The sequence below is a fragment of the Ruminococcus sp. FC2018 genome, assembly GCF_000621805.1.
In the GTDB taxonomy this organism is placed as follows: Bacteria; Bacillota; Clostridia; order Oscillospirales; family Ruminococcaceae; genus Hominimerdicola.
In genome coordinates this window covers 107,084-126,521 of record NZ_JHXH01000007.1, presented here as the reverse complement: position 1 = coordinate 126,521, position 19,438 = coordinate 107,084, and the positions used below count along the sequence as shown (strand labels likewise).

General features: G+C 40.7%; 22 protein-coding genes and 1 pseudogene. 11 read left to right on the top strand and 12 right to left on the bottom strand.

Annotated elements, in window-relative coordinates; all coding sequences use genetic code 11:
* On the top strand, positions 1-202 hold a 202-nt coding region (locus T494_RS0106660), incomplete at its 5' end, for an IS200/IS605 family transposase (protein WP_028505635.1).
* Positions 203-427: 225 nt separating this feature from the next.
* Here the strand turns inward: T494_RS0106660 and T494_RS0106655 are convergent.
* Together T494_RS0106655 and T494_RS0106650 are read right to left on the bottom strand one after the other, a co-directional pair.
* Positions 428-640, bottom strand: a complete 213-nt coding sequence (locus T494_RS0106655; protein WP_028505634.1) for a hypothetical protein — start codon at positions 638-640, stop codon at positions 428-430.
* A gap of 61 nt (positions 641-701) precedes the next feature.
* Positions 702-1,769, bottom strand: coding sequence for a hypothetical protein (locus T494_RS0106650; protein ID WP_028505633.1), 1,068 nt, complete (start codon positions 1,767-1,769; stop codon positions 702-704).
* Positions 1,770-1,880: 111 nt separating this feature from the next.
* Here T494_RS0106650 and T494_RS0106645 point away from each other — a divergent pair, with 111 nt between their 5' ends.
* The 10 genes from T494_RS0106645 to T494_RS12530 all read left to right on the top strand — a co-directional run bounded on the left by T494_RS0106645 (position 1,881) and on the right by T494_RS12530 (position 10,236).
* The gene (locus tag T494_RS0106645) at positions 1,881-2,168 is read left to right on the top strand and encodes a YabP/YqfC family sporulation protein (RefSeq protein WP_028505632.1); all 288 of its coding nucleotides are present in this window, start codon (positions 1,881-1,883) and stop codon (positions 2,166-2,168) included.
* Positions 2,165-3,376: a sporulation protein YqfD gene (locus tag T494_RS0106640; RefSeq protein ID WP_028505631.1), complete on the top strand. Its 1,212-nt coding sequence runs from the start codon at positions 2,165-2,167 to the stop codon at positions 3,374-3,376. Before T494_RS0106645 ends, T494_RS0106640 begins: the two co-directional genes overlap by 4 nt.
* 106 nt (positions 3,377-3,482) lie before the next feature.
* The gene (locus tag T494_RS0106635) at positions 3,483-4,454 is read left to right on the top strand and encodes a PhoH family protein (protein ID WP_028505630.1); all 972 of its coding nucleotides are present in this window, start codon (positions 3,483-3,485) and stop codon (positions 4,452-4,454) included.
* Positions 4,447-4,962 (top strand): rRNA maturation RNase YbeY, encoded by a 516-nt coding sequence (gene ybeY / locus T494_RS0106630; RefSeq protein ID WP_028505629.1) that lies wholly within the window; start codon positions 4,447-4,449, stop codon positions 4,960-4,962. Before T494_RS0106635 ends, ybeY begins: the two co-directional genes overlap by 8 nt.
* Entirely contained in the window at positions 4,952-5,431 is a 480-nt protein-coding gene (locus tag T494_RS12535) for a diacylglycerol kinase family protein (protein WP_051540170.1), read from the top strand. The genes ybeY and T494_RS12535 overlap by 11 nt, the downstream gene beginning before the upstream one ends.
* Positions 5,428-6,330: a GTPase Era gene (gene era / locus T494_RS0106620; protein WP_028505628.1), complete on the top strand. Its 903-nt coding sequence runs from the start codon at positions 5,428-5,430 to the stop codon at positions 6,328-6,330. Before T494_RS12535 ends, era begins: the two co-directional genes overlap by 4 nt.
* Positions 6,331-6,415: 85 nt before the next feature.
* Positions 6,416-6,553 carry a hypothetical protein gene (locus tag T494_RS14005; RefSeq protein WP_197021133.1) on the top strand — a complete coding sequence of 46 codons (138 nt, stop codon included), beginning with the start codon at positions 6,416-6,418 and terminating at the stop codon, positions 6,551-6,553.
* On the top strand, positions 6,498-7,250 hold the full coding sequence (gene recO / locus T494_RS0106615) for a DNA repair protein RecO (RefSeq protein ID WP_028505627.1): 753 nt from the start codon (positions 6,498-6,500) through the stop codon (positions 7,248-7,250). The genes T494_RS14005 and recO overlap by 56 nt, the downstream gene beginning before the upstream one ends.
* A 9-nt stretch (positions 7,251-7,259) precedes the next feature.
* Complete coding sequence (locus T494_RS0106610; RefSeq protein ID WP_028505626.1) at positions 7,260-9,653, top strand: endonuclease MutS2; 2,394 nt, start codon at positions 7,260-7,262, stop codon at positions 9,651-9,653.
* Between the two features lie 4 nt (positions 9,654-9,657).
* The gene (locus T494_RS12530; protein ID WP_081777247.1) at positions 9,658-10,236 is read left to right on the top strand and encodes a tyrosine-protein phosphatase; all 579 of its coding nucleotides are present in this window, start codon (positions 9,658-9,660) and stop codon (positions 10,234-10,236) included.
* Positions 10,237-10,282: 46 nt separating this feature from the next.
* Here the strand turns inward: T494_RS12530 and T494_RS0106600 are convergent, their stop codons facing one another.
* The 10 genes and pseudogenes from T494_RS0106600 to T494_RS0106560 form a co-directional block, all read right to left on the bottom strand.
* A complete protein-coding gene (locus T494_RS0106600; RefSeq protein ID WP_242836404.1) occupies positions 10,283-10,663 on the bottom strand; it encodes a hypothetical protein in 381 nt (126 codons plus the stop codon).
* Positions 10,664-10,721: 58 nt separating this feature from the next.
* Positions 10,722-10,789 (bottom strand): annotated as a pseudogene (locus T494_RS14285) (zinc-ribbon domain-containing protein); the annotation flags it as partial.
* A 29-nt stretch (positions 10,790-10,818) separates the two neighbouring features.
* Positions 10,819-12,255: an Asp-tRNA(Asn)/Glu-tRNA(Gln) amidotransferase subunit GatB gene (gene gatB / locus T494_RS0106595; protein ID WP_037344144.1), complete on the bottom strand. Its 1,437-nt coding sequence runs from the start codon at positions 12,253-12,255 to the stop codon at positions 10,819-10,821.
* 21 nt (positions 12,256-12,276) lie between these two features.
* Positions 12,277-13,734, bottom strand: a complete 1,458-nt coding sequence (gene gatA / locus T494_RS0106590; RefSeq protein WP_028505623.1) for an Asp-tRNA(Asn)/Glu-tRNA(Gln) amidotransferase subunit GatA — start codon at positions 13,732-13,734, stop codon at positions 12,277-12,279.
* A 2-nt stretch (positions 13,735-13,736) separates the two neighbouring features.
* Positions 13,737-14,003: an Asp-tRNA(Asn)/Glu-tRNA(Gln) amidotransferase subunit GatC gene (locus T494_RS12525; RefSeq protein WP_037344142.1), complete on the bottom strand. Its 267-nt coding sequence runs from the start codon at positions 14,001-14,003 to the stop codon at positions 13,737-13,739.
* Between the two features lie 16 nt (positions 14,004-14,019).
* Positions 14,020-15,996, bottom strand: a complete 1,977-nt coding sequence (gene ligA, locus T494_RS0106580; RefSeq protein WP_028505622.1) for an NAD-dependent DNA ligase LigA — start codon at positions 15,994-15,996, stop codon at positions 14,020-14,022.
* Positions 15,997-16,089: 93 nt separating this feature from the next.
* Positions 16,090-16,713: a sporulation protein YunB gene (gene yunB / locus T494_RS0106575; RefSeq protein WP_028505621.1), complete on the bottom strand. Its 624-nt coding sequence runs from the start codon at positions 16,711-16,713 to the stop codon at positions 16,090-16,092.
* A gap of 88 nt (positions 16,714-16,801) precedes the next feature.
* Positions 16,802-17,749 carry a transketolase family protein gene (locus T494_RS0106570; protein WP_028505620.1) on the bottom strand — a complete coding sequence of 316 codons (948 nt, stop codon included), beginning with the start codon at positions 17,747-17,749 and terminating at the stop codon, positions 16,802-16,804.
* A gap of 5 nt (positions 17,750-17,754) precedes the next feature.
* Positions 17,755-18,597 (bottom strand): transketolase, encoded by an 843-nt coding sequence (locus T494_RS0106565; protein ID WP_028505619.1) that lies wholly within the window; start codon positions 18,595-18,597, stop codon positions 17,755-17,757.
* A gap of 3 nt (positions 18,598-18,600) precedes the next feature.
* A complete protein-coding gene (locus T494_RS0106560; RefSeq protein WP_028505618.1) occupies positions 18,601-19,434 on the bottom strand; it encodes a Cof-type HAD-IIB family hydrolase in 834 nt (277 codons plus the stop codon).
* Between the last annotated feature and the right edge of the window lie 4 nt (positions 19,435-19,438).

The following is a 19,438-nucleotide window of genomic DNA, read 5'->3' as shown; positions in this document are numbered from 1 at the left end:
GATAATATTTGAAAGATACTCCAACTTGAAATACAAGTACGGAAACAGGCACTTTTGGTGCAGAGGATACTATGTTAGCACTGTTGGCGGAAATAAGAACGGAATAGCAAAGTATATACGAGACCAAGAGAAAGAAGATATGATGTATGATCAGATATCTTTTAAAGAGTACCAGGATCCGTTTAAAGATATAACAAAGTAGAAGATCAAGTAATGCGGTAGGTAGCTTTAGCGTATTACGTGCCCCTTAAGGGGCGGCTGGTGAAGTGCCCTTTTAGGGCTGTTATAAAACCACCGGCTTCGCCGGTGTGATATTTATTTGCGTATATGCAGATAAAAAGCGGATGAAAAACATCATCCGCTTAAAAAATCAGTTCATATGAATATGTAACCACACAGCCTGAACTACCGCATTAACATAACAAGATCAGATAATATCATCTTCCTGATTGGGTATGTTGAGCTGTTTCTTCGGAACACGCTTTATCGGGTCATAAACCCATTTCTTGCAGGCATAATCCGCATCAACGAGTCCCTGCTTTTCACAAAGAACTTTATTACCTTCTCTTGAACGGTTACCAAACACGCAATATGAGCATGAGGGATCGATACCGTTTCCGAAATACTTGTTTTTAGCCATTTTAAACGCAACTCCTTTTATATCAAGTAATGAATTTTCGTTCATATTGATTATAACACAGTCATTTTGAAATTTCCACCCCTTTTTTAGTTTTAAGCATAAAAATCATCAATATTAGACAAACCGAGGGTATAAAATTGTTCACTTTAACGAAAATCTTTTGTGAACAAGAAAAAGCTGGTAAGCTATCTCCCAGCATAAATTTTCCTATCCAAATACTATTTAGGGCACTTAGTATTCCGCATACAGGTCTTGATACCAAAAACGGCAGAATAGAAACATTATCCGAAAGCACAGCTTTGATCTGCATAACAACGCATATTCCTCCAAAAGAACAAATTGCAGATACAATCGGCAGGATATTTCTCCCGGGTATAGGAATCTGTGTTATCTGGGTTATTTCAAAAAAAGCTGAGATCAAATACTTATCGTTTTGGATATTAAATAAATCACATGCTGCATCGAATAAACCGATATGATCGACAATCGCCATAAACGTAGAAAAGAAAACTATTGTAGCACACAGTACGAAAAGCGATTTGCCTGCATTAAGAATACCGTTGTTTATCATTTTCATGTCAACATGGATATCACCGGTGTTGTCATTGACTCTCATTTTAAAGATCCTGCACATTATCCCGGCAAGTATTATATTTGACACAAGGCAAGACAGGTAAACCACAATACCTGTTTTTGCATCGCCAAAAACGCCCAAACCAATTACTGATACAAAGAATGCAGGACCGGCACCATAACAAAAGCAAAGCATTCTCCCGGCAGTATATCTGTCTGTCTTACCTGTTATTTCAAGCTCAGATAAAAGCTTAGCTCCTATGGGATAGCCTGCTGCGTTTGAAATAAGAAAAATACCGAAAAGGTCAACAGGCATTCCAAGAACATATTTTGAAAACAGAGCAAAAGGCTTTGCAATAATACGGTATAAATTGCTTTTTACAACTATATCCGCAAAAACCATAAACGCAAACAGCGACGGAATAATAATATTTATACACCTGTAAACAGAGCTTGAAACACCTGCGCTTACCTGCTTTGCATATATAACAAGGGATACACCATAGATTCCGAGCAGAATCACAATAACTGCATTTCGTATTTTATGTGAAAACACTTTTATACCACCAGTACTTCTCAGTATCGTTATGTTACAAGTATATGTTTGAACTGATGATAATATAATTTAACGGACAGACATTTCAAACAACGATCATGGAGGTTCACAATGAAGAACACTAAATTCAGTTTTGCAGGCAAAGCAAAAGACATAGCGTATCTTGGGTCTTATGTTACAATATGCAACAATAGCAGCGTTACCGTTGAAAACTGTAATCAGATCTTTGAATGTAACGATATTTATGTTAAGGTATCAGCGGGTGATTATTATATTGAAGTATGGGGTGCCGGTCTTGATATGGCAACTTATTCGGGCAATTCTGTTATTATAGAGGGATCTATTGACTCTGTAAAGCTGATAAATAAAAGTTTTATAAGCAGGCGGGAGCAGAAATGAAAAGACAGAATAAAGGCACACCTTTCATATGCAGAAGATACGAGATCAAGGGCGACAATTTTGCGCTTTTTTACAAAGCACTGCGATCAAAAGGGATCCACCCAAGAAAAATGCACGAAAAAGGCGATACAGTATATCTGCTGCTCTCAGCTGTTTATGATAAACAGTTAAAAAAGCTTTGCGATGAGATCGGATACATATGTAAAACAAAAGATGAAGGAGATGTTATAAAAGCAGCAAAACGGCTAAAAAAAAGACCTGCTCTTATAATCTCGCTTATCATTTTCGGACTTGCAGTTATCTATCTCAAAAATATAGTTATCCGAATAGATGTTATGACGGATGATGATGAAATAAAAAGCAGAGTAATACACGTACTGAGCGAAGAAGGCGTTAAAGCAGGAACATACATTCCCGGAATAACTCTTGTTGAAGTGGAAAGAGCACTTAAACAAAGAGTTGAAGGTATCAGCTGGGCAGGTATAACACGTAAGGGAAACAGCCTTGTGATAGATGTAGTAGAAACTATACCAAAGGAGGAAGGCAGCTACAGCAGATTTCCAACAAACCTTATCGCCGCGGAAAATGCAACCATAGACAAAGTGCTGGTACTTGACGGAAAGCTTATGATCGGAGTTGGAAACGGAGTAAAAAAAGGTGATATAATCGTCAGCGGTAAAATAGAAATTGAAAATCCCAAACACGTAAATGGAAAGGAAGAAAAGGAAGTTACTACAAGATACACCCGTTCAATGGGAACTATTGAGGGGACATTTGACCGAACGGTAAGCTTTGAACAAAAGCTGGACGACATAGTAAAGAAAGAAACCGGGATTGTAAAAAAGCAAAGATACCTGCACCTTTTTTCAGCTGATATTCCGTTATTCTTTAAGGAAAAATCAGGTAACTATTATTCGGATATTACACTTTCCTGCCCTGAAATAAACGGCTTTGAAATACCGGTGGGAATAAAGACTCTCGAGCTGAGAGAATACGACCTTAAACCGGTTAGATACACTATTCAGCAGGCTGAGGAACAGGCAATGGAAAAAATCAAAAAATATGAGACCAATTTTCTGAATGAATACAAGATACTGGAAAAGAAATTGGAAAAAACAACAGAAAATAATGCTGTTAAAATAAAGGTAAACTATAAATTGTACGGAAACATATGTGAAGAAGCCGCATTTTTTATAAAAAAACAGTAAAATTATGTGCAAAATAAATCATTTTTTATTGCATTTGTGAAAAAAACGTGATATAATATCTAAGGATTATAGCAGTTATATACTTGGTAAAAAAAGGAATCATTAAATGGTGCAAAAAGAGATAAAAACAGATAAGATCGAGACTATACTAAGCCTGTTCGGCAACTATGATGAAAACGTAAATCTGATACAGCGTGAATACTCCGTTGTCATTCTGGGACGAGGTGATAAGATCACCGTTTCGGGAGAGGAAAAGGATGTATTTAACGCATGTGAAGCCATAAACTCCCTGATCGGTCTAATTGAAAAAGGCGAGACTCTAAACGAAACAACAATAAGATATGTTTTCTCTCTTGTTCGTGAGGGAAGACAGTATGAAGTAAGCCATATGACTGACGGTGGGATATGCGTTACGGTTTCGGGAAAAGTGGTAAAACCTAAAACTATCGGTCAAAAGAAATATATTCAAGCCATTAAAGACAAGACTATCGTTCTTGGGGTCGGTCCGGCAGGTACAGGAAAGACTTATCTCGCTGTCGCAATGGCTGTAAAAGCATTCAAGGCTCATGAGGTGGAAAAGATCATTCTTACAAGACCTGCTGTTGAAGCCGGTGAGAAGCTGGGATTTCTTCCGGGTGATCTTCAGAACAAAGTTGATCCGTATCTCAGGCCGCTGTACGATGCTCTGTTTGAAATGCTTGGTCCGGACACATTTAACAAGCAGCAGGAACGTGGGTGCATTGAGGTAGCTCCTTTAGCATATATGCGAGGACGAACGCTTGACGACTCGTTTATAATTCTTGATGAGGCGCAAAACACAACACAGGAACAGATGAAAATGTTTCTTACACGTCTTGGTTTCAATTCAAAGATCGTTATAACCGGAGATATAACCCAGATCGACCTGCCGGACAACAGGAGATCCGGACTTATCCAGGCGATAAATATTTTAAAGGATATTGATGATATAGGAATATGCCGATTCGGTCAGAACGATGTTGTGCGCCACAAACTGGTGCAGGATATTATCATGGCATATGAAAAATTCAATAAAAGGAATGTGAACAGTAATGAGTAAGGTAAAGGTCTCAATTACAAACGATCAGACTCAGATCAAAGTCCCCGTTGGCATCAGGCTGCTTATAAGGCGTTGCTGCCATGCTGTTCTGGAGTACGAAGGATATGCGGACAGCTATGAGGTGTCCGTTTCGTTCGTTGATGATGAACAGATACACCAGCTAAACCTTGAGCACAGAAAAATCGACAGATCAACAGACGTTCTCTCCTTCCCTTTGGGTGAAAACGGTAAGTATGATCTTAATCGTGAAACAGGTGCTTACCTTTTGGGTGATATCGTTATCAGTCTTGAGACTGCTTTCCGTCAGGCTGAAATATATGACCACTCTCTCGAAAGAGAGATCGGGTTCCTGACTGTACATTCAATGCTTCATCTGATAGGATACGATCACGAAGAAAGCTCCCTCAAAGAGCGTATCATGCGTGAGAAGGAAGAAGCTATACTTAGTAACCTGGGTATATCCAGAGATGCATCGTTTATAGGCGAGCACGAACATAATGACGCATAATCTGAAAAAATTTTTCAAGGGGTTTGTTTACGCATTTTCCGGTTTTATAGGCTGTATCAGAACCGAGCGCAATATGCGTTTTCACATTGGTGCAGCTGTTTATGTGATTTCGTTCATGTATGGGTTTTATGACCTTAGCTTATCACAAAAAGCAGCTGTATTTATTTGTATTGCTTTGATCATCGCAGCCGAGCTTTTTAACACAGCCATTGAAAACGTGTGTGACATAGCCTGCAATGGCAAGAAAGACAACAGAGCAAAGGCAGCTAAGGACTGCGCAGCGGCTGCTGTCCTTATTGTGTCTGTTGCTGCTGCCATAATAGGTATCATGATTTTCTGGGACACTTCGGTTTTTTTTAAAATATATGATTATTATTCAAGCCATATTGCTGCTGCTATTATGCTGATAGTATCACTTATGGCATGGGTATTGTGGATTTTATCAACAAAGGATAAGAATAAAAAATGAGTGAAAAAAGCAAAAATGCATTTATAACTATTGTCGGCAGAGCCAACGCCGGCAAGTCTTCCCTGCTCAACGCACTTGTGGGAGAAAAGATAGCTGCTGTGAGCAGCAAACCGCAGACTACAAGGACCAAAATAACCGGTGTTCTTACAAGGGCAGAAACACAATTTGTATTTATAGATACCCCGGGTATACACAAGGCTGTGAACAAGCTTTCCGAGCATATGCTTAAAACTGTCAGCGATAGTGTTGCAGATGCGGAAATTCTGCTTATGGTCTGCGACTGTTCCAAAGATATTTCACAAAATGAAAAGAACCTTATCAAAAACTTCAAAAAGAACGATAAGGTCATACTTATTCTTAACAAAATAGATCTTCTGGACAAAAAGGACGAGCTTATAGAAAAGCTTTCCCAGTACACAGAGCTTTATGATTTCACTGAAGTCATACCGGTCAGTGTACTTGAAAATGACGGACTTGACATTGTTATGGATGCCCTTACAGGGCTTGCAGTCGATGGACCTCATTACTTCCCTGATGACAAGTTTACCGATCAGCCGGAAAGAGTTCTTATGGCAGAGATGATCCGTGAGAAGGCTCTTAACGACCTTAACGAAGAAGTCCCTCATGGCATTGCTGTTACTATTGAATCGGTAAACGAACGTGATTCAAAAGACGGCGAGCCTATAATGGACGTAACGGCGACTATCTATTGCGAAAAAGAATCTCATAAGGGGATCCTCATTGGTAAGAAGGGTTCTATGTTACAGAAAATCGGCAGTGAAGCAAGACAGGACCTTGAAAACTTTTTCATGATAAAGGTCAATCTTCAATGCTGGGTCAAAGTCAAGGAAGGCTGGCGAAACCGTGAAGGTGCAATCAGAAACTTCGGACTTGACTGATAAATATCGCACTAATTATTTCCGCTTATAATAAATCTGTTAAATGCAAACAATAGCTTTAGTTAATGCGAAAGGCGGTATTTGCATGGACGAATGGGACAGGTTTTTTGCAAGCGGAAAAATTTCTGATTATATAAATTACGCAAGATCGAAAAGAGGCAAGGAAAATGCAGACTCTGAAATGCCTTATTCTGAAAGAAAGAAACGTTGGGGAAATAAATAAGTCTATAAGCGTGCTTACAGCTGAAAAAGGCGTTATCGACATTCTTGTACGAGGCGGACAGAAAAGCGTCAAAAATTCTGCAAGCACACAGCTTTTTACTTATTCATCCCTTTGTGTGGATGAAAAACGAAATTCCGGCGGACAGATCCAGTATTTCCTGAACAGCAGTGAGCTTATACGCTCGTTCTATAACATAAGACTGGATATCAAAAAAACTGCTTTGGCTTCATACTTCAGCGAGCTTCTGCTTTATTCCCGCACGGAACAATCGGGATATCACGATGTTCTGAGGCTGACTCTGAACACGCTGTATTTTCTTGACAATTCAAAAATGGATATTGATCTGCTAAAATGCGTATTTGAATTAAGGCTGCCCTGCGAAATAGGTCTCAGACCTGACCTTGTGGGGTGTGCTAATTGTTATAAATACGAAGATGACCGTATGCATTTCGATTATATATCAAACAAGCTTTATTGTGACGATTGCTACTGCTCAGACGATAATTCCAGTGATACTATTGTAGATAAAACACTTTTATATATCATCAGATTTATTGCTCTGAGCGAATTTGAAAAGCTTTTTTATTTCAAGATCAGCGATCGTTATCTTAAAAAGCTCACTGCCTTTACGGAGTCGTTTGTGGCATACATTTTCAAAAACAGATTTACATCTCTAGACTATTACAAGAATATTTAGGAGTAAAAAATGGAAAACGCAAATTATCAGGCACTTGAATTACATAAGATACTTCAGATGCTTTCGGCAAAAAGCACTGTACCTAAAGCCAAGGAACTTGCACTTGAAATTGAGCCTCAGACTGATCTTGACACAGTCAAGGAGGAGATGGCAAAAACATCTCAGACATTCGAGCTGACAGTTCGTTATGGCACACCCGGATTTTACAAAGTGCAGGATATTAGTGCAGTCGTAAAGAGGGCGGATCAGGGCGGTATACTTTCAATAAAAGAGCTTATTGAGATAAGACGTGTGCTTTCACAGACAGATGTACTGTGCAAGTGGTTTGACCAGCTGGAAGACAAAGAAACAAAGCTCAGCTATCTTTTTGAAAGCCTGTTCCCGCAGAGCAGTCTTTTGAGGAGACTTAATACAGCAATAATTGACGAGAACAGTCTTTCAGATGATGCAAGCCCGGAACTCAGGAGCATTCGCAGAAAAATCTCACGGGCACAGCTCTCTATCAGAGAGTCACTTGACAAAATGATAAAATCAAGTGACGGAAAAAAATATATGCAGGAATCTATCGTCACAATTCGTGACGGAAGATTTGTTATTCCTGTTAAGCGTGAATTCAAATCAAATGTCAGCGGACTTGTTCATGATATTTCTTCAACAGGCTCTACTCTGTTCATCGAACCTATGAGCGTAGTGGAAGCTAACAACGATATTCGTATCCTTGCGGGACAGGAGCAGGATGAGATCCACCGCATAATCAGTGAATTCTCAATAGAATGTGCTCAGCTCAAGGATCAGCTTATATCAAGTTATAAAGCGATCTGCCAACTTGATCTTTATTTTTCAAAGGCAAATCTTGCGGCTGATATGAACGCAATGGAACCATCTATAAGTAATGACGGTGTTATAATACTCAACAAAGCAAGACATCCTCTTATCGATCCTAAAAAGGTTGTACCTGTCAGTTTCTCTATCGGTGAGGATTACAGCGTTCTTGTTATCACCGGTCCGAATACAGGCGGCAAAACAGTTGTACTTAAAACTGTTGGTCTGCTTACACTTATGACCATGTGCGGACTTATGATACCTGCAAGCGACGGGAGCAGGATCTCGGTTTATAAAAAAGTGCTCGTAGACATTGGCGATCAACAGTCTATTGAAAATGATCTATCAACCTTTTCATCACATATCAGCACTATTAAGAGCATACTTGACCAAGCCGATGATGAAAGCCTTGTACTGCTTGACGAGCTGGGTTCAGGTACAGATCCGGTGGAGGGTGCTGCACTGGCGGTATCAATAATCGACAGGATAAAGCTCTTTGGTGCAACTCTTGTTACAACCACCCATTATCAGGAAATAAAAATGTACGCCATTGACACAGACGGCGTACAGAATGCAAGCTGTCAGTTTGACATTGAGACATTAAAGCCGACATATAATCTTGTTATAGGTTTTCCCGGGAAATCAAATGCCTTTGAGATCTCAAGAAGTCTTGGAATAGACGAAGATATAATAAAGCACGCAAGCTCACTCATATCCTCTGAGAACAAGAAGTTTGAGAACATTCTGGATGATCTTGAAAAAACTAAAACAGAGCTTGAAAAAAACAACGAACAAGCGCTTTCTTACAAAAAAGAAAGTGAGCAGCTCAGAAGTGAACTTGAAGCGGAAAAGGAAAAGTTTTCCAGAGAAAAAGAAGATATACTTGAAAGAGCAAGACTTGAAGCCCAGGATATCGTTCGCAGAGTTCAAAGAGAATCTCAGGCTTTGATCGATGAACTTGACTCGCTTCGCAAAGAAAAAGAGAAAGAAGGCTTTGCCCAAAAAGCAATTGATGCAAGGCACAAACAAAAATCCACACTCAACAAGTTATATCTCCAAGCAAATCCCGTTATTGAGGAAAAGGACGACGGATATGTTCTTCCCCGAGCCATTGTTAAGGGTGACAGAGTACTTGTCTGGGATACAAAGCGCAACGGTATTGTTATAACTCCTCCCGACAACAAGGGCATATGCTTTGTTCAGGTAGGAGTTATGAAAACCAAAGTTGAGGTTGGAAAGCTCAGGCTTGTGGAGAAGCAGCAACCCGTTAAAAACAAGAACAAAAACAAACAGGGTTCAGTATCTGCAAAAGGCGTTGAAAGCCGCATGACAAGAAAAATATCAACTGAGCTTGATATAAGAGGCTATGCAGCAGACGATGGCATATATGCCGTTGACAGCTTTATAGACGACGCAGTTATGTCCGGGGTCGGTATTGTGACTATAATACACGGAAAAGGGACCGGCGTGCTTAAAAATGCAGTCAGAGCGCACCTTAAACATCATCCATCGGTCAAATCTTCACGCAAAGGACTTTACGGTGAAGGTGAAGACGGCGTAACAGTTGTAGAATTGAAGTGAATATATGGCAAGTTTGTTTTCAAGTACCAAAAACACTCGCAGGTTGATCGAAAACAGCAATAGATTTATCAGGAGTGATGTGCCTGCTGCTCTTGACCAAAGTGAGATACAATGGCTGAAAGAGCAAAATGTGTTTACTATAATTGATTTGCGTGATGAATTTGAGCAGCAGTCAAAGCCCTGTCCACTAAAATACGACCGCAGCTTTGATTATTTCACAATGCCTGTAACTGGCGGGAACAATATACCGGAAAGACCACAGCTTGTTGCGCCTTCATACATCGCAATGTGTGATGACAAAATGGAAATGATAATAGACAAAATGATCTATTCATATTCAAATGTATTATTCTTTTGCAATGCAGGCAAGGACAGAACAGGCGTTGTTTCGGCGATACTGCTTTATACGCTGGGTTATGACGATGAATATATCGTAAACGACTATATGAGATCCGCTGCTGATCTCAAAGATGTTCTTTTAAATTATGCAAAAACAAATAAAAATGTGGACATTGAGGTTATCACCCCGCACGAAGAATATATCAGGGAGTTTATCAGATGGTATAAAACCAACAAGCAATAGGCAATAAAAAGGCACGCCGGCATTTTAAATGTCAGCGTGCTTTTAATTATTTGATAAAGCGAATATTTCCTATAACAGGCAGGTCCTTTGCTCTTCCGTTAACAGCATTAACGATTCCGCATATTGAAAGGACAAGCCATACAATACCTATAAAACCGCAAATAGCCACTGTGATTTTTCCGAAAACAGGTATCAATCCCACAGTCTTGCTGAGAATCGTCATAATCAATGAATACACAGCCTCAAAAATAAAAAGCGTCAGACCCTGGCTGGAATGGTATCTTGCAAACCTGGACTGAGGTGCAGCAAAGATAGGTATGAAAACCAGCAAACCGAGATACGCCAGCACAGCCATTGCCTTATTGTCATTTACATCGTTAGGGTCCATCTGACTTGAATAATCAGCCGTATTATTCAGGTTGTTCACAAAATCATTAACACTTTGCTGTGTATTTTTTGTCGCACTGTTCCCTTGATTGAGCGGTGCGCCGCACCTTGGACAATTTGGTGCATTATCAGATACTTGTTCTCCGCAAACATGACAATATGCCATATTATTATCACTTCTTTCAGTATTATTTATTACTTCGCCAGATGTGAAAGCACTATTTCTTTCATTCTGACGGGGTCAGCTTTCCCTTTGGAGCATTTCATACATTGCCCCATAATGTATCCCAAGGCGTTAGTTTTACCTTTCTTATAGTCATCAACTGACTTGGGATTTTGTTTTATTACAAGCTCTGCGATCCTTTCAAGTTCACTTTCATCTGTAAGCTGTAAAAGACCGAGATCATTGATTATTGTTTTTACATTATCATCATTTTCAATCATGAACTCAAAGGCTTTTTTAAAAGCAGAATTTGAGATATTGCCTTTTTCAACTTCACCAAGGAGCTCATTAAAACGCTTTACATCAAGTCTAATATCTTCAAAGGACTTTTCATTCGCATTCAGATATTTGGCAAGCTCGCTCATTATCCTGCGGCTATACACCTGTGGGGAATATCGACCGCTTTGCACGCATTCGTCGAAAAATGCCGCCAGTTTAGGATCATCACATATATAATGTGCATCTTTTTCGTTCAGGCAGTACTCAGAAATATATCTGATAAGCTTTATATTTCCAAGCTCCGGAACACTCTTTTTCAGCTCATCACATCGCCTTTGGCTGATCTCCACAGGCGGTATGTCAGGCTCCGGAAAGTATCTGTAATCATCGGCATTTTCCTTTGTACGCATTACAGAACTGATACCTTTTACGTCATCCCAGCGTCTTGTCTGCTGTTGTATTATGCCGCCTGCGTCAAGTATTTCCTGCTGGCGTTTTATCTCGTATTCAGCTGCTCTTGTAACAGCCGAAAAACTATTTATGTTTTTCATCTCACAGCGTACACCCAAAGGCTCACCGGGACGGTTCAACGAAACATTGACGTCACTTCTTATTGAACCCTCCTGCATTCTGCAATCGCAGATATCAAGGTAAGTCAGGATAGACCTGATAGTTTTCAGGTATGCGGCTGCTTCACCGGGAGATCTGATATCAGGCTTTGTAACTATCTCTATAAGCGGGACACCGCAGCGATTAAGATCAACATAAGTAATAATGTCGCTGCTCTCGCTATGGATAAGCTTTCCGGCATCTTCTTCCATATGTATACGCTCAATACGCACACGCCTTACTTGATCATTATACCAAAAATCCACCCATCCGTCAACACAAATCGGAACATTTGACTGGGATATCTGATAAGCCTTTGGAAGATCCGGATAAAGATAGTTTTTCCTGTCAAATCTGCTGACAAGATTTATCTTACAGTTAAGTGCATGACCCATCCGTACTGCATATTCAACAGCTGTACTGTTAATAGTTGGCAACGCACCGGGGAGTCCCATGCAAACAGGACACACATTAGTATTAGGCGGTGCACCAAAACGATTTTTGCAATTACAGAAGATCTTTGTATCAGTGCTTAGTTCAGCATGGGTCTCAAGACCTATTGCTGTCAAATACTCAGCCATTTGCATGACATCTCCTCTTTATCATAGTTCAGGGCTTGAAAAACCGCCGATATCAGTTTCGTAAGTATACGCCATATCAAGCAGCATCTGCTCATTGAAAGCTCTTGTAATAAGCTGTGCGCCGATTGGTAAACCACTATTATCCCTACCGCACGGAAAGCTTATCGCAGGTAGTCCTGTCAGATTAGCGATAACAGTAAACACATCGTTGTTATACATCTCAACAGGGGCTGAAATCTTCTCCCCTATTTTAAATGCGGTTTGCGGAGCTGTAGGCAGTGCAATAACATCAATTTTCTCAAGAATACTGTTGATCTCATTTCTGATCTGCCTTGCTGCGTTGACAGCTTTTTTGTAGTATTTATCATAATAGCCCGAACTAAGAACGAAAGTACCCAGCAATATACGCCTTTTGACCTCCTCGCCGAAACCTTCGCTGCGTGTTTTTATATACATATCATTGGTATCTGTATAATGGTTTGCTCTGAAACCGTATCTTACTCCGTCAAATCGGGAAAGGTTAGACGATGCCTCCGCCGAAGAGATTACATAATACGCAGGCAGAGCAAAGCGGCTTGTTTTGAGCTCAATCTCCTCGGTCTTTGCACCAAGCATTTCAGCCTTTTTTAAGAAAGAATTAAAACTTTCCTCCACAGACGGATCAATTTTACCTGAAAAGAGCTCGTACGGAACACCGACTGTTAACCCATTTACCCCACACTTCAGATCATCAAAGCACTTTGTGTTTTTGAAAGAACATGAGGTTGAATCCCGACTGTCATGACCGCTTATGGCATCATATGCCAGTGCAGTATCTTTAACACATCTGCTTAAAGGACCAATCTGATCCAATGAAGATGAAAAGGCGGTAAGTCCATATCTTGAAACCGCAGAATATGTGGGTTTAAGCCCGACTGTGCCGCAGAAAGAGGCCGGAAGCCTGATCGAACCGCCTGTATCCGATCCGAAAGAAACAGGAACTTCACGAGCACTTACTGCCGCTGCACATCCACCTGATGAACCTCCGGCAACTCTATCAATGTCATAAGGGTTTCGTACAACGCCGAAAATCGATGTCTCGGAAGATGAACCCATGGCAAACTCGTCCATATTCAACTTTCCCACAATGACGCAGTCTTTACTGTATAGTTTTTCAACGACCGAAGCATTGTACGGTGAAATAAAATTCTCAAGCATTTTGGAACCGCAGGTCATTTTCATTCCCTTAACGGCAATGTTGTCTTTTATACCCACGGGGACGGCTGCAAGACCCGACAGCTGCTCCCCTCTTGCTCGTTTTGTATCAATGTTTTGTGCTGCGTCAAGGGCAGGTTGTTCATAGATACTGATAAAGCTGTTAAACTTGCTGTCAACAGTCCTTATTCGCTCAAGAAAAGCTTTTGTTATCTCAGATGCGCTGATCTCCCCGCTTTTGAACAAACTGTTGAGCTCATATGCGTAATAATTGTAAATCTCCATTATCACTTTACCATTCCCGGGACGCAAAAGTACCCGTTTTCATGTGAGGGGGCATTTCCAAAGATGTCATTTTCAGACATGGTATCTGAAAACATCCCGTCTTCCCTTAGTGCTGCCCTTATTTCACTGTTCTCTGTCCCCATATCTTCCGCTTCAGAGAGAACAGCTACCATATTCATGATATCATTCATTTGTTTTTCCAGCAGATCGGTGTTTTCCGGAAGCTCCAATCTGGAAAGCTCAGCTGTTTTTATTAAGTCAAGTACCATAAATACGCTCCGATCATTATTTGATCATTTCTCTGAACTGTTCTTCGGTTATTATCTCTATGCCAAGCTCTTGTGCTTTAGTAAGCTTACTTCCTGCCTCTTCACCGGCAAGAACATAGCTTGTTTTCTTGGAAACCGAGCCCGATGCTTTGCCGCCGTATTTTTCAATAAGCGCTTTTGCCTCATCACGTTTAAGTGTTGGGAGTGTTCCTGTCAGGACAAAAATCTTGCCTGCAAATCGATCATCCACCTGAGTTTTAACATACTTTGTATTCAGACCGCATTGAGTCAGCTTTTCAATGAGAGCGATCATATGCTTCTCATGAAAAGCTTTATACACACTTGCAGCCATTACATCTCCGAAGCCATCAATAGATGCAATATCATCGGCACTTGCGGCCATTATATTCTCCAGATCTCCGAATTTATCGCAAAGCAGCTTTGCCGAGGCTTGTCCTATATTTCTTATTCCAAGCGCAAAAACAAGTCTGTCCAAGGAATTGTTTTTTGATTTTTCAATAGCCGTCAAAAGATTATTGACCGATTTCTCCTTAAAGTTATCAAGCTCCATAAGATCAGATGGTTTAAGACTGTAAAGATCGGCGACAGAGCTGATTAGACCCTTATCCAGCAAAAGGCGTACGATCTGAGGACCGAGACCGTCAATATTCATAGCACCCTTTGATGCAAAGTGGACAATACTTCTGAATATCTGCGCAGGGCACTCAACATTTGGACAACGAATCGCTGCCTCGTCCGCATTCTTTACAAGCTCAGAACCGCACACCGGGCATTTATCCGGCAGTTTGAATGTTCCTTCTCCATGCTTTTCAACGCTTCCCAGCACTTCAGGTATAATATCTCCCGCCTTTCTGACACGGATAATATCACCGATGCTGATGTTCTTTTCATTTATAAAATCCTGATTGTGGAGCGTTGCCCTTGAAACGCTGGTGCCGGCAAGAAATACAGACTCAAAAACTGCAACAGGTGTAACGACACCTGTTCTTCCCACATTAAGCTCTATATCAATGAGTCTGGAGTTTTTCTCCTCAGGTGGGAACTTATAAGCCACAGCCCATTTAGGCACCTTAGCTGTTGAACCGAGGGATTCCCTCTGAGTGAAGCTATCGACTTTAATAACCACTCCATCAATATCGTATGCAAGGTCAAAGCGCATCTGACCTATCTTTTCTATCTGTTGCACAACCTCATCAGCTGTCTTTACTTTTACATAGCCAGGAACAGTCTTGAAACCAAGCTCTTTCAAAAGGTCAAGGGACTGCTTATGCGATGTAAGCTCGATCCCCTCGATCTGCTGAACATTAAAACAGAATATATCAAGATTTCTCTTTGCAGCTATCTTCGGATCCTTCTGTCTCAGTGAACCGGCTGCTGCATTACGAGGGTTCTTAAAAGGTTGCTCGTCGTTATCCTCTTGTTCTTTAACAAGCTTAAAAAAAACGTCTTTTGGCATATATGTCTCGCCTCTGACTTCTATCAAGGGGAGATCTTTGTTAAGTTTAATAGGAATACTCTTAACTGTCATAAGATTCTTTGTAACATCCTCGCCAACAAAACCGTCACCACGTGTGGAACCAATAATAAACTCACCGTTATGATACTCAAGGGAAACCGATAAACCGTCTATCTTTGGCTCAACAACAAATTCCGGATCATCAACAGTCTTTCTTACGGTATCAATGAAGCTTCTGACTTCATCAAATGAAAACACGTCCTGCAGTGAACCCATCTGCACTTTATGCTCAACCTTTGCAAATATTGATACAGGCGCACCGCCTACACGCTGCGTGGGTGAATCTTTACGGATATACTGTGGGTACAGCGCTTCAAGCTCCTTAAGCTCTCTTTGCAGCATATCATATTCATAATCAGATATCTCGTTTGTATCCTCAACATAATATAAATGCGCATGATAATTCAGCGTTTCAACAAGCTCATTTATTCTTTTTTTTGCTTCATTCATATCCATAGCGTCCGGACTCCTTGTAATTCTCTTTTATTTGTTATCTGTTTATCATTCGGCTTAAATATTATACCACTACAAAGCCGAAAATACAAGCATTTATATTGAAAAATAGCTTTGAGGCACATCTCCTACAATTACTTTTTCGCCTATAAGATACTGGTGCTCAACAGATATTTTTGCGTTATTCACAGACATTATTGCATTCAGCTCCACATTTATTTCGATATATACTTTATATCTCGTCTGGTTTATACCGCAAGCTTCAAACTCCGATCTGATCCTTGTGGTAACAAGACCTATCTGATTCAGTCTAAGATCAAGATCAAAACCCCTTCCATTCAAGAAAGGTATTCCGCTTAAAGTCCCTATAGGGACATTAAATGCTTTGTTTTCATTTTCTCTTATTTTCCGACTAACAGCCTGTGAAACTATGTTATTTATCTTATTGGTACTTACAGGATCCAGTGACAGGGCGACCACATTGCCCTTTTCATCTTTTGTTTCCTTTATAAGCTCCCCTGTAATATCAGCAGATAGAGTCTCCTCCACAGCAGAATTTATCATTTCAACTGCCAGCAGCTTACTTTCCGAGCGGCACACCTCGTCAAGATGCAGTGACAGCTGATAACAAAAATAACCTATCAAAACAATAAGTGCAAGCAGGATCGAAAGAACAATATATGAAAGCCTGCATTTTTTGGATGTTCTGTACGCACTCATTAGATCACCACCCCTTTTGAAGCATTATACTCAAAAAAGGTGATAAGCGTTAAAAAAGGACAGGTCAAAAAACCTGTCCTTAAAAGTATTACTTGTTATTTACAGCTTCCTTTGCAGTTTTTGCGATATTCTCTGCACTTAAACCAAATTTTTTCAGCAGATCCACCGCAGGTCCCGAATAACCAAACTCATCATTTACTCCGATCTTGATAACCTTGGTTGGATAATTCTCGCAAAGAACATCACAAACTGCTTCGCCAAGACCACCGATAACGCTGTGTTCCTCAACGGTAAGCACAAGACCGGTATTCTTTGCAGATCGGATAATAATGTCCTTGTCGATAGGTTTGATGGTATGGATGTTAATTACAGTAGCTTCAATGCCTTCTTCAGCCAGTGCCTTTGCAGCTTGGACAGCCTCATATACCATTAAACCGGTAGCAACGATAGTTATATCTTTTCCGTCACGAAGCTTTATACCCTTTCCGATCTCAAATGAATAGTTTTCAGGATCGTTAAAAACCGGAACAGCAAGTCTTCCCAGTCTCATGTATACAGGTCCGACATATTCAACAGCTGCTTTTACAGCGGCTTTTGCCTCAATATCGTCTGCCGGATTTATTATTACCATTCCCGGAATTGTTCTCATAAGGGCGATATCCTCATTACACTGGTGTGTAGCACCGTCTTCACCAACGGAAATACCTGCGTGAGTAGCTCCGATCTTAACATTAAGATGGGGATAACCTATAGAGTTTCTTACCTGCTCAAATGCTCTTCCGGCGGCAAACATAGCAAAGCTTGAAACAAAAGGTATCTTTCCTGTTGCTGCCATTCCGGCTGCAACACCCATCATATTTGCCTCGGCAATACCACAGTCGAAGAATCTATCAGGGAACTTCTTTTGGAAAATACACGTCTTTGTTGCAGCTGCAAGATCGGCATCAAAAACATAGAGGTTGTCATACTTATCGCCAAGCTCAGCCAATGCATTGCCGTAGCTTTCTCTTGTGGCTATTCTCTTTACTTCTTCCATATCTTTCAACCCTCCAGATCATTGAGCTGGGCAGAAAGCTCAGCCATAGCCTGCTCATACTGTTCCTTATTTGGTGCAACACCATGCCAGGAAGCAACATTTTCCATAAATGAAACGCCCTTGCCCTTAATGCTGTTCATGACAATAACGACCGGTTGGTCAACAATGCTTTCAGCTTCGTCAAAAGCTTTTTCAATAGCATCAAAGTCATGTGCATCAACATCTCTGATGGCGTGCCAGCCAAATGCCTCGAATTTATCGGCGATAGGATAAATACTCATTACATCCTCGACTTTGCCGTCGATCTGCAAACCGTTATTATCCACCACAGCAACAAGATTATCAAGCTTATAATGCGAAGCAAACATTGCTGCCTCCCATACCTGACCTTCCTGTATCTCACCGTCGCCAAGGACAGTGTACACCTTATAAGTATCGCTTGTAAGCTTACCTGAAAGTGCCATTCCGCAGGCAGCAGATATACCCTGTCCAAGAGAACCGGAGGACATATCAACACCGGGGATATTTATGCAAGGATGCCCTTGAAGCAATGCACCGATGTGGCGAAGAGACTTTATCTCCTCCTTTGAGAAAAAGCCTTTTTCAGCCAGCGCAGCGTAAAGTGCGGGAGCTGTATGACCCTTTGAAAGGACAAATCTGTCTCTTGAAGGCTCGTCCGGTTTGTCAGGGTAAACATTCATTTTAGCAAAATACAGATATGCAACAAGATCAGCTATCGAAAGAGAGCCGCCCGGGTGACCGGAACGGGCATTATAGGTTCCTTCGATCACTCCCATTCGGATTTTGCACGCAGCGATCTCAAGCTGCTTTTTCAATAATTCATCCATACTTTAACCTCCGTTTTTTGCTTGACATCTATCGAAAATAATATCTATAACTCTGGCAATGACATCCTCTTCACAGGACTCTTCCAGTATTATATCCGCCGAAGATTTTACTTCATCGCTGGCGTTTGAGGGGCAGATCCCAACATCAGCCTCCATTATCATTTCAAGGTCGTTATTATAGTCACCCACAGCAACAAATGTATAATCCTGCATATTACAAACTTCTCTCATCATTTTAAGGGCTGAACCTTTTGAAATGTTCTGAGGAAGTATCTCGTAGTATTCAGGTGCTGAACGAACAAAATCCACGCCACTGAAATCATGCGCTTTTACATATTCTACAAGGTCGTCCATTTTGTCCGGTTCAAGGGCAAACAACACTTTATACCAGTTATCCGGAATACTATCAATATCAGTTATGACCGGATCGGATATCTTGCAGATCTCAAGGTGACGTTTTTCAAGAGGTGTGAGCTGAGGGACATACACATTATCCAGTTTCAGCACCTCGCATCCAACATCCTTGTTATCACCAAGTATCTGCGAAACTATTTGCTTTGTTCCACATGGAACATAGACATCATATATCTGCACGTTATTATTTATATCATATATCATTCCGCCGTTACACATTATGATCGGACAGTTGACATTAACAATATCAAAATAAGGACGTGAAGCCTGCAGTGATCTGCCTGTGGCTATGGAAAACCGACCTCCGGCTTTACACAGCCTCTCAACAGCTTCAAGAGATTTTTTCCCCGGTATCTTGCTTGCCGGTAAGAAAGTTCCGTCCATATCGGTTATCAGAACTACTTTTTTTATATCTTCAAACATACAT

Excerpts from the sequence above, each read along its gene's own strand:
- T494_RS14005 (WP_197021133.1), top strand. The coding sequence starts at position 6,416 with ATGGACGAATGGGACAGGTTTTTTGCAAGCGGAAAAATTTCTGATTAT.
- ligA (WP_028505622.1), bottom strand. The coding sequence starts at position 15,996 with ATGGATATGAATGAAGCAAAAAAAAGAATAAATGAGCTTGTTGAAACG.
- T494_RS0106565 (WP_028505619.1), bottom strand. The coding sequence starts at position 18,597 with ATGGATGAATTATTGAAAAAGCAGCTTGAGATCGCTGCGTGCAAAATC.
- T494_RS12525 (WP_037344142.1), bottom strand. The coding sequence starts at position 14,003 with ATGGTACTTGACTTAATAAAAACAGCTGAGCTTTCCAGATTGGAGCTT.
- T494_RS0106610 (WP_028505626.1), top strand. The coding sequence starts at position 7,260 with ATGGAAAACGCAAATTATCAGGCACTTGAATTACATAAGATACTTCAG.
- T494_RS0106560 (WP_028505618.1), bottom strand. The coding sequence starts at position 19,434 with ATGTTTGAAGATATAAAAAAAGTAGTTCTGATAACCGATATGGACGGA.
- yunB (WP_028505621.1), bottom strand. The coding sequence starts at position 16,713 with ATGAGTGCGTACAGAACATCCAAAAAATGCAGGCTTTCATATATTGTT.
- T494_RS0106570 (WP_028505620.1), bottom strand. The coding sequence starts at position 17,749 with ATGGAAGAAGTAAAGAGAATAGCCACAAGAGAAAGCTACGGCAATGCA.
- T494_RS0106645 (WP_028505632.1), top strand. The coding sequence starts at position 1,881 with ATGAAGAACACTAAATTCAGTTTTGCAGGCAAAGCAAAAGACATAGCG.
- T494_RS12530 (WP_081777247.1), top strand. The coding sequence starts at position 9,658 with ATGGCAAGTTTGTTTTCAAGTACCAAAAACACTCGCAGGTTGATCGAA.
- recO (WP_028505627.1), top strand. The coding sequence starts at position 6,498 with ATGCAGACTCTGAAATGCCTTATTCTGAAAGAAAGAAACGTTGGGGAA.
- T494_RS0106635 (WP_028505630.1), top strand. The coding sequence starts at position 3,483 with ATGGTGCAAAAAGAGATAAAAACAGATAAGATCGAGACTATACTAAGC.
- T494_RS0106640 (WP_028505631.1), top strand. The coding sequence starts at position 2,165 with ATGAAAAGACAGAATAAAGGCACACCTTTCATATGCAGAAGATACGAG.
- ybeY (WP_028505629.1), top strand. The coding sequence starts at position 4,447 with ATGAGTAAGGTAAAGGTCTCAATTACAAACGATCAGACTCAGATCAAA.
- gatB (WP_037344144.1), bottom strand. The coding sequence starts at position 12,255 with ATGGCTGAGTATTTGACAGCAATAGGTCTTGAGACCCATGCTGAACTA.
- era (WP_028505628.1), top strand. The coding sequence starts at position 5,428 with ATGAGTGAAAAAAGCAAAAATGCATTTATAACTATTGTCGGCAGAGCC.
- gatA (WP_028505623.1), bottom strand. The coding sequence starts at position 13,734 with ATGGAGATTTACAATTATTACGCATATGAGCTCAACAGTTTGTTCAAA.
- T494_RS0106655 (WP_028505634.1), bottom strand. The coding sequence starts at position 640 with ATGGCTAAAAACAAGTATTTCGGAAACGGTATCGATCCCTCATGCTCA.
- T494_RS12535 (WP_051540170.1), top strand. The coding sequence starts at position 4,952 with ATGACGCATAATCTGAAAAAATTTTTCAAGGGGTTTGTTTACGCATTT.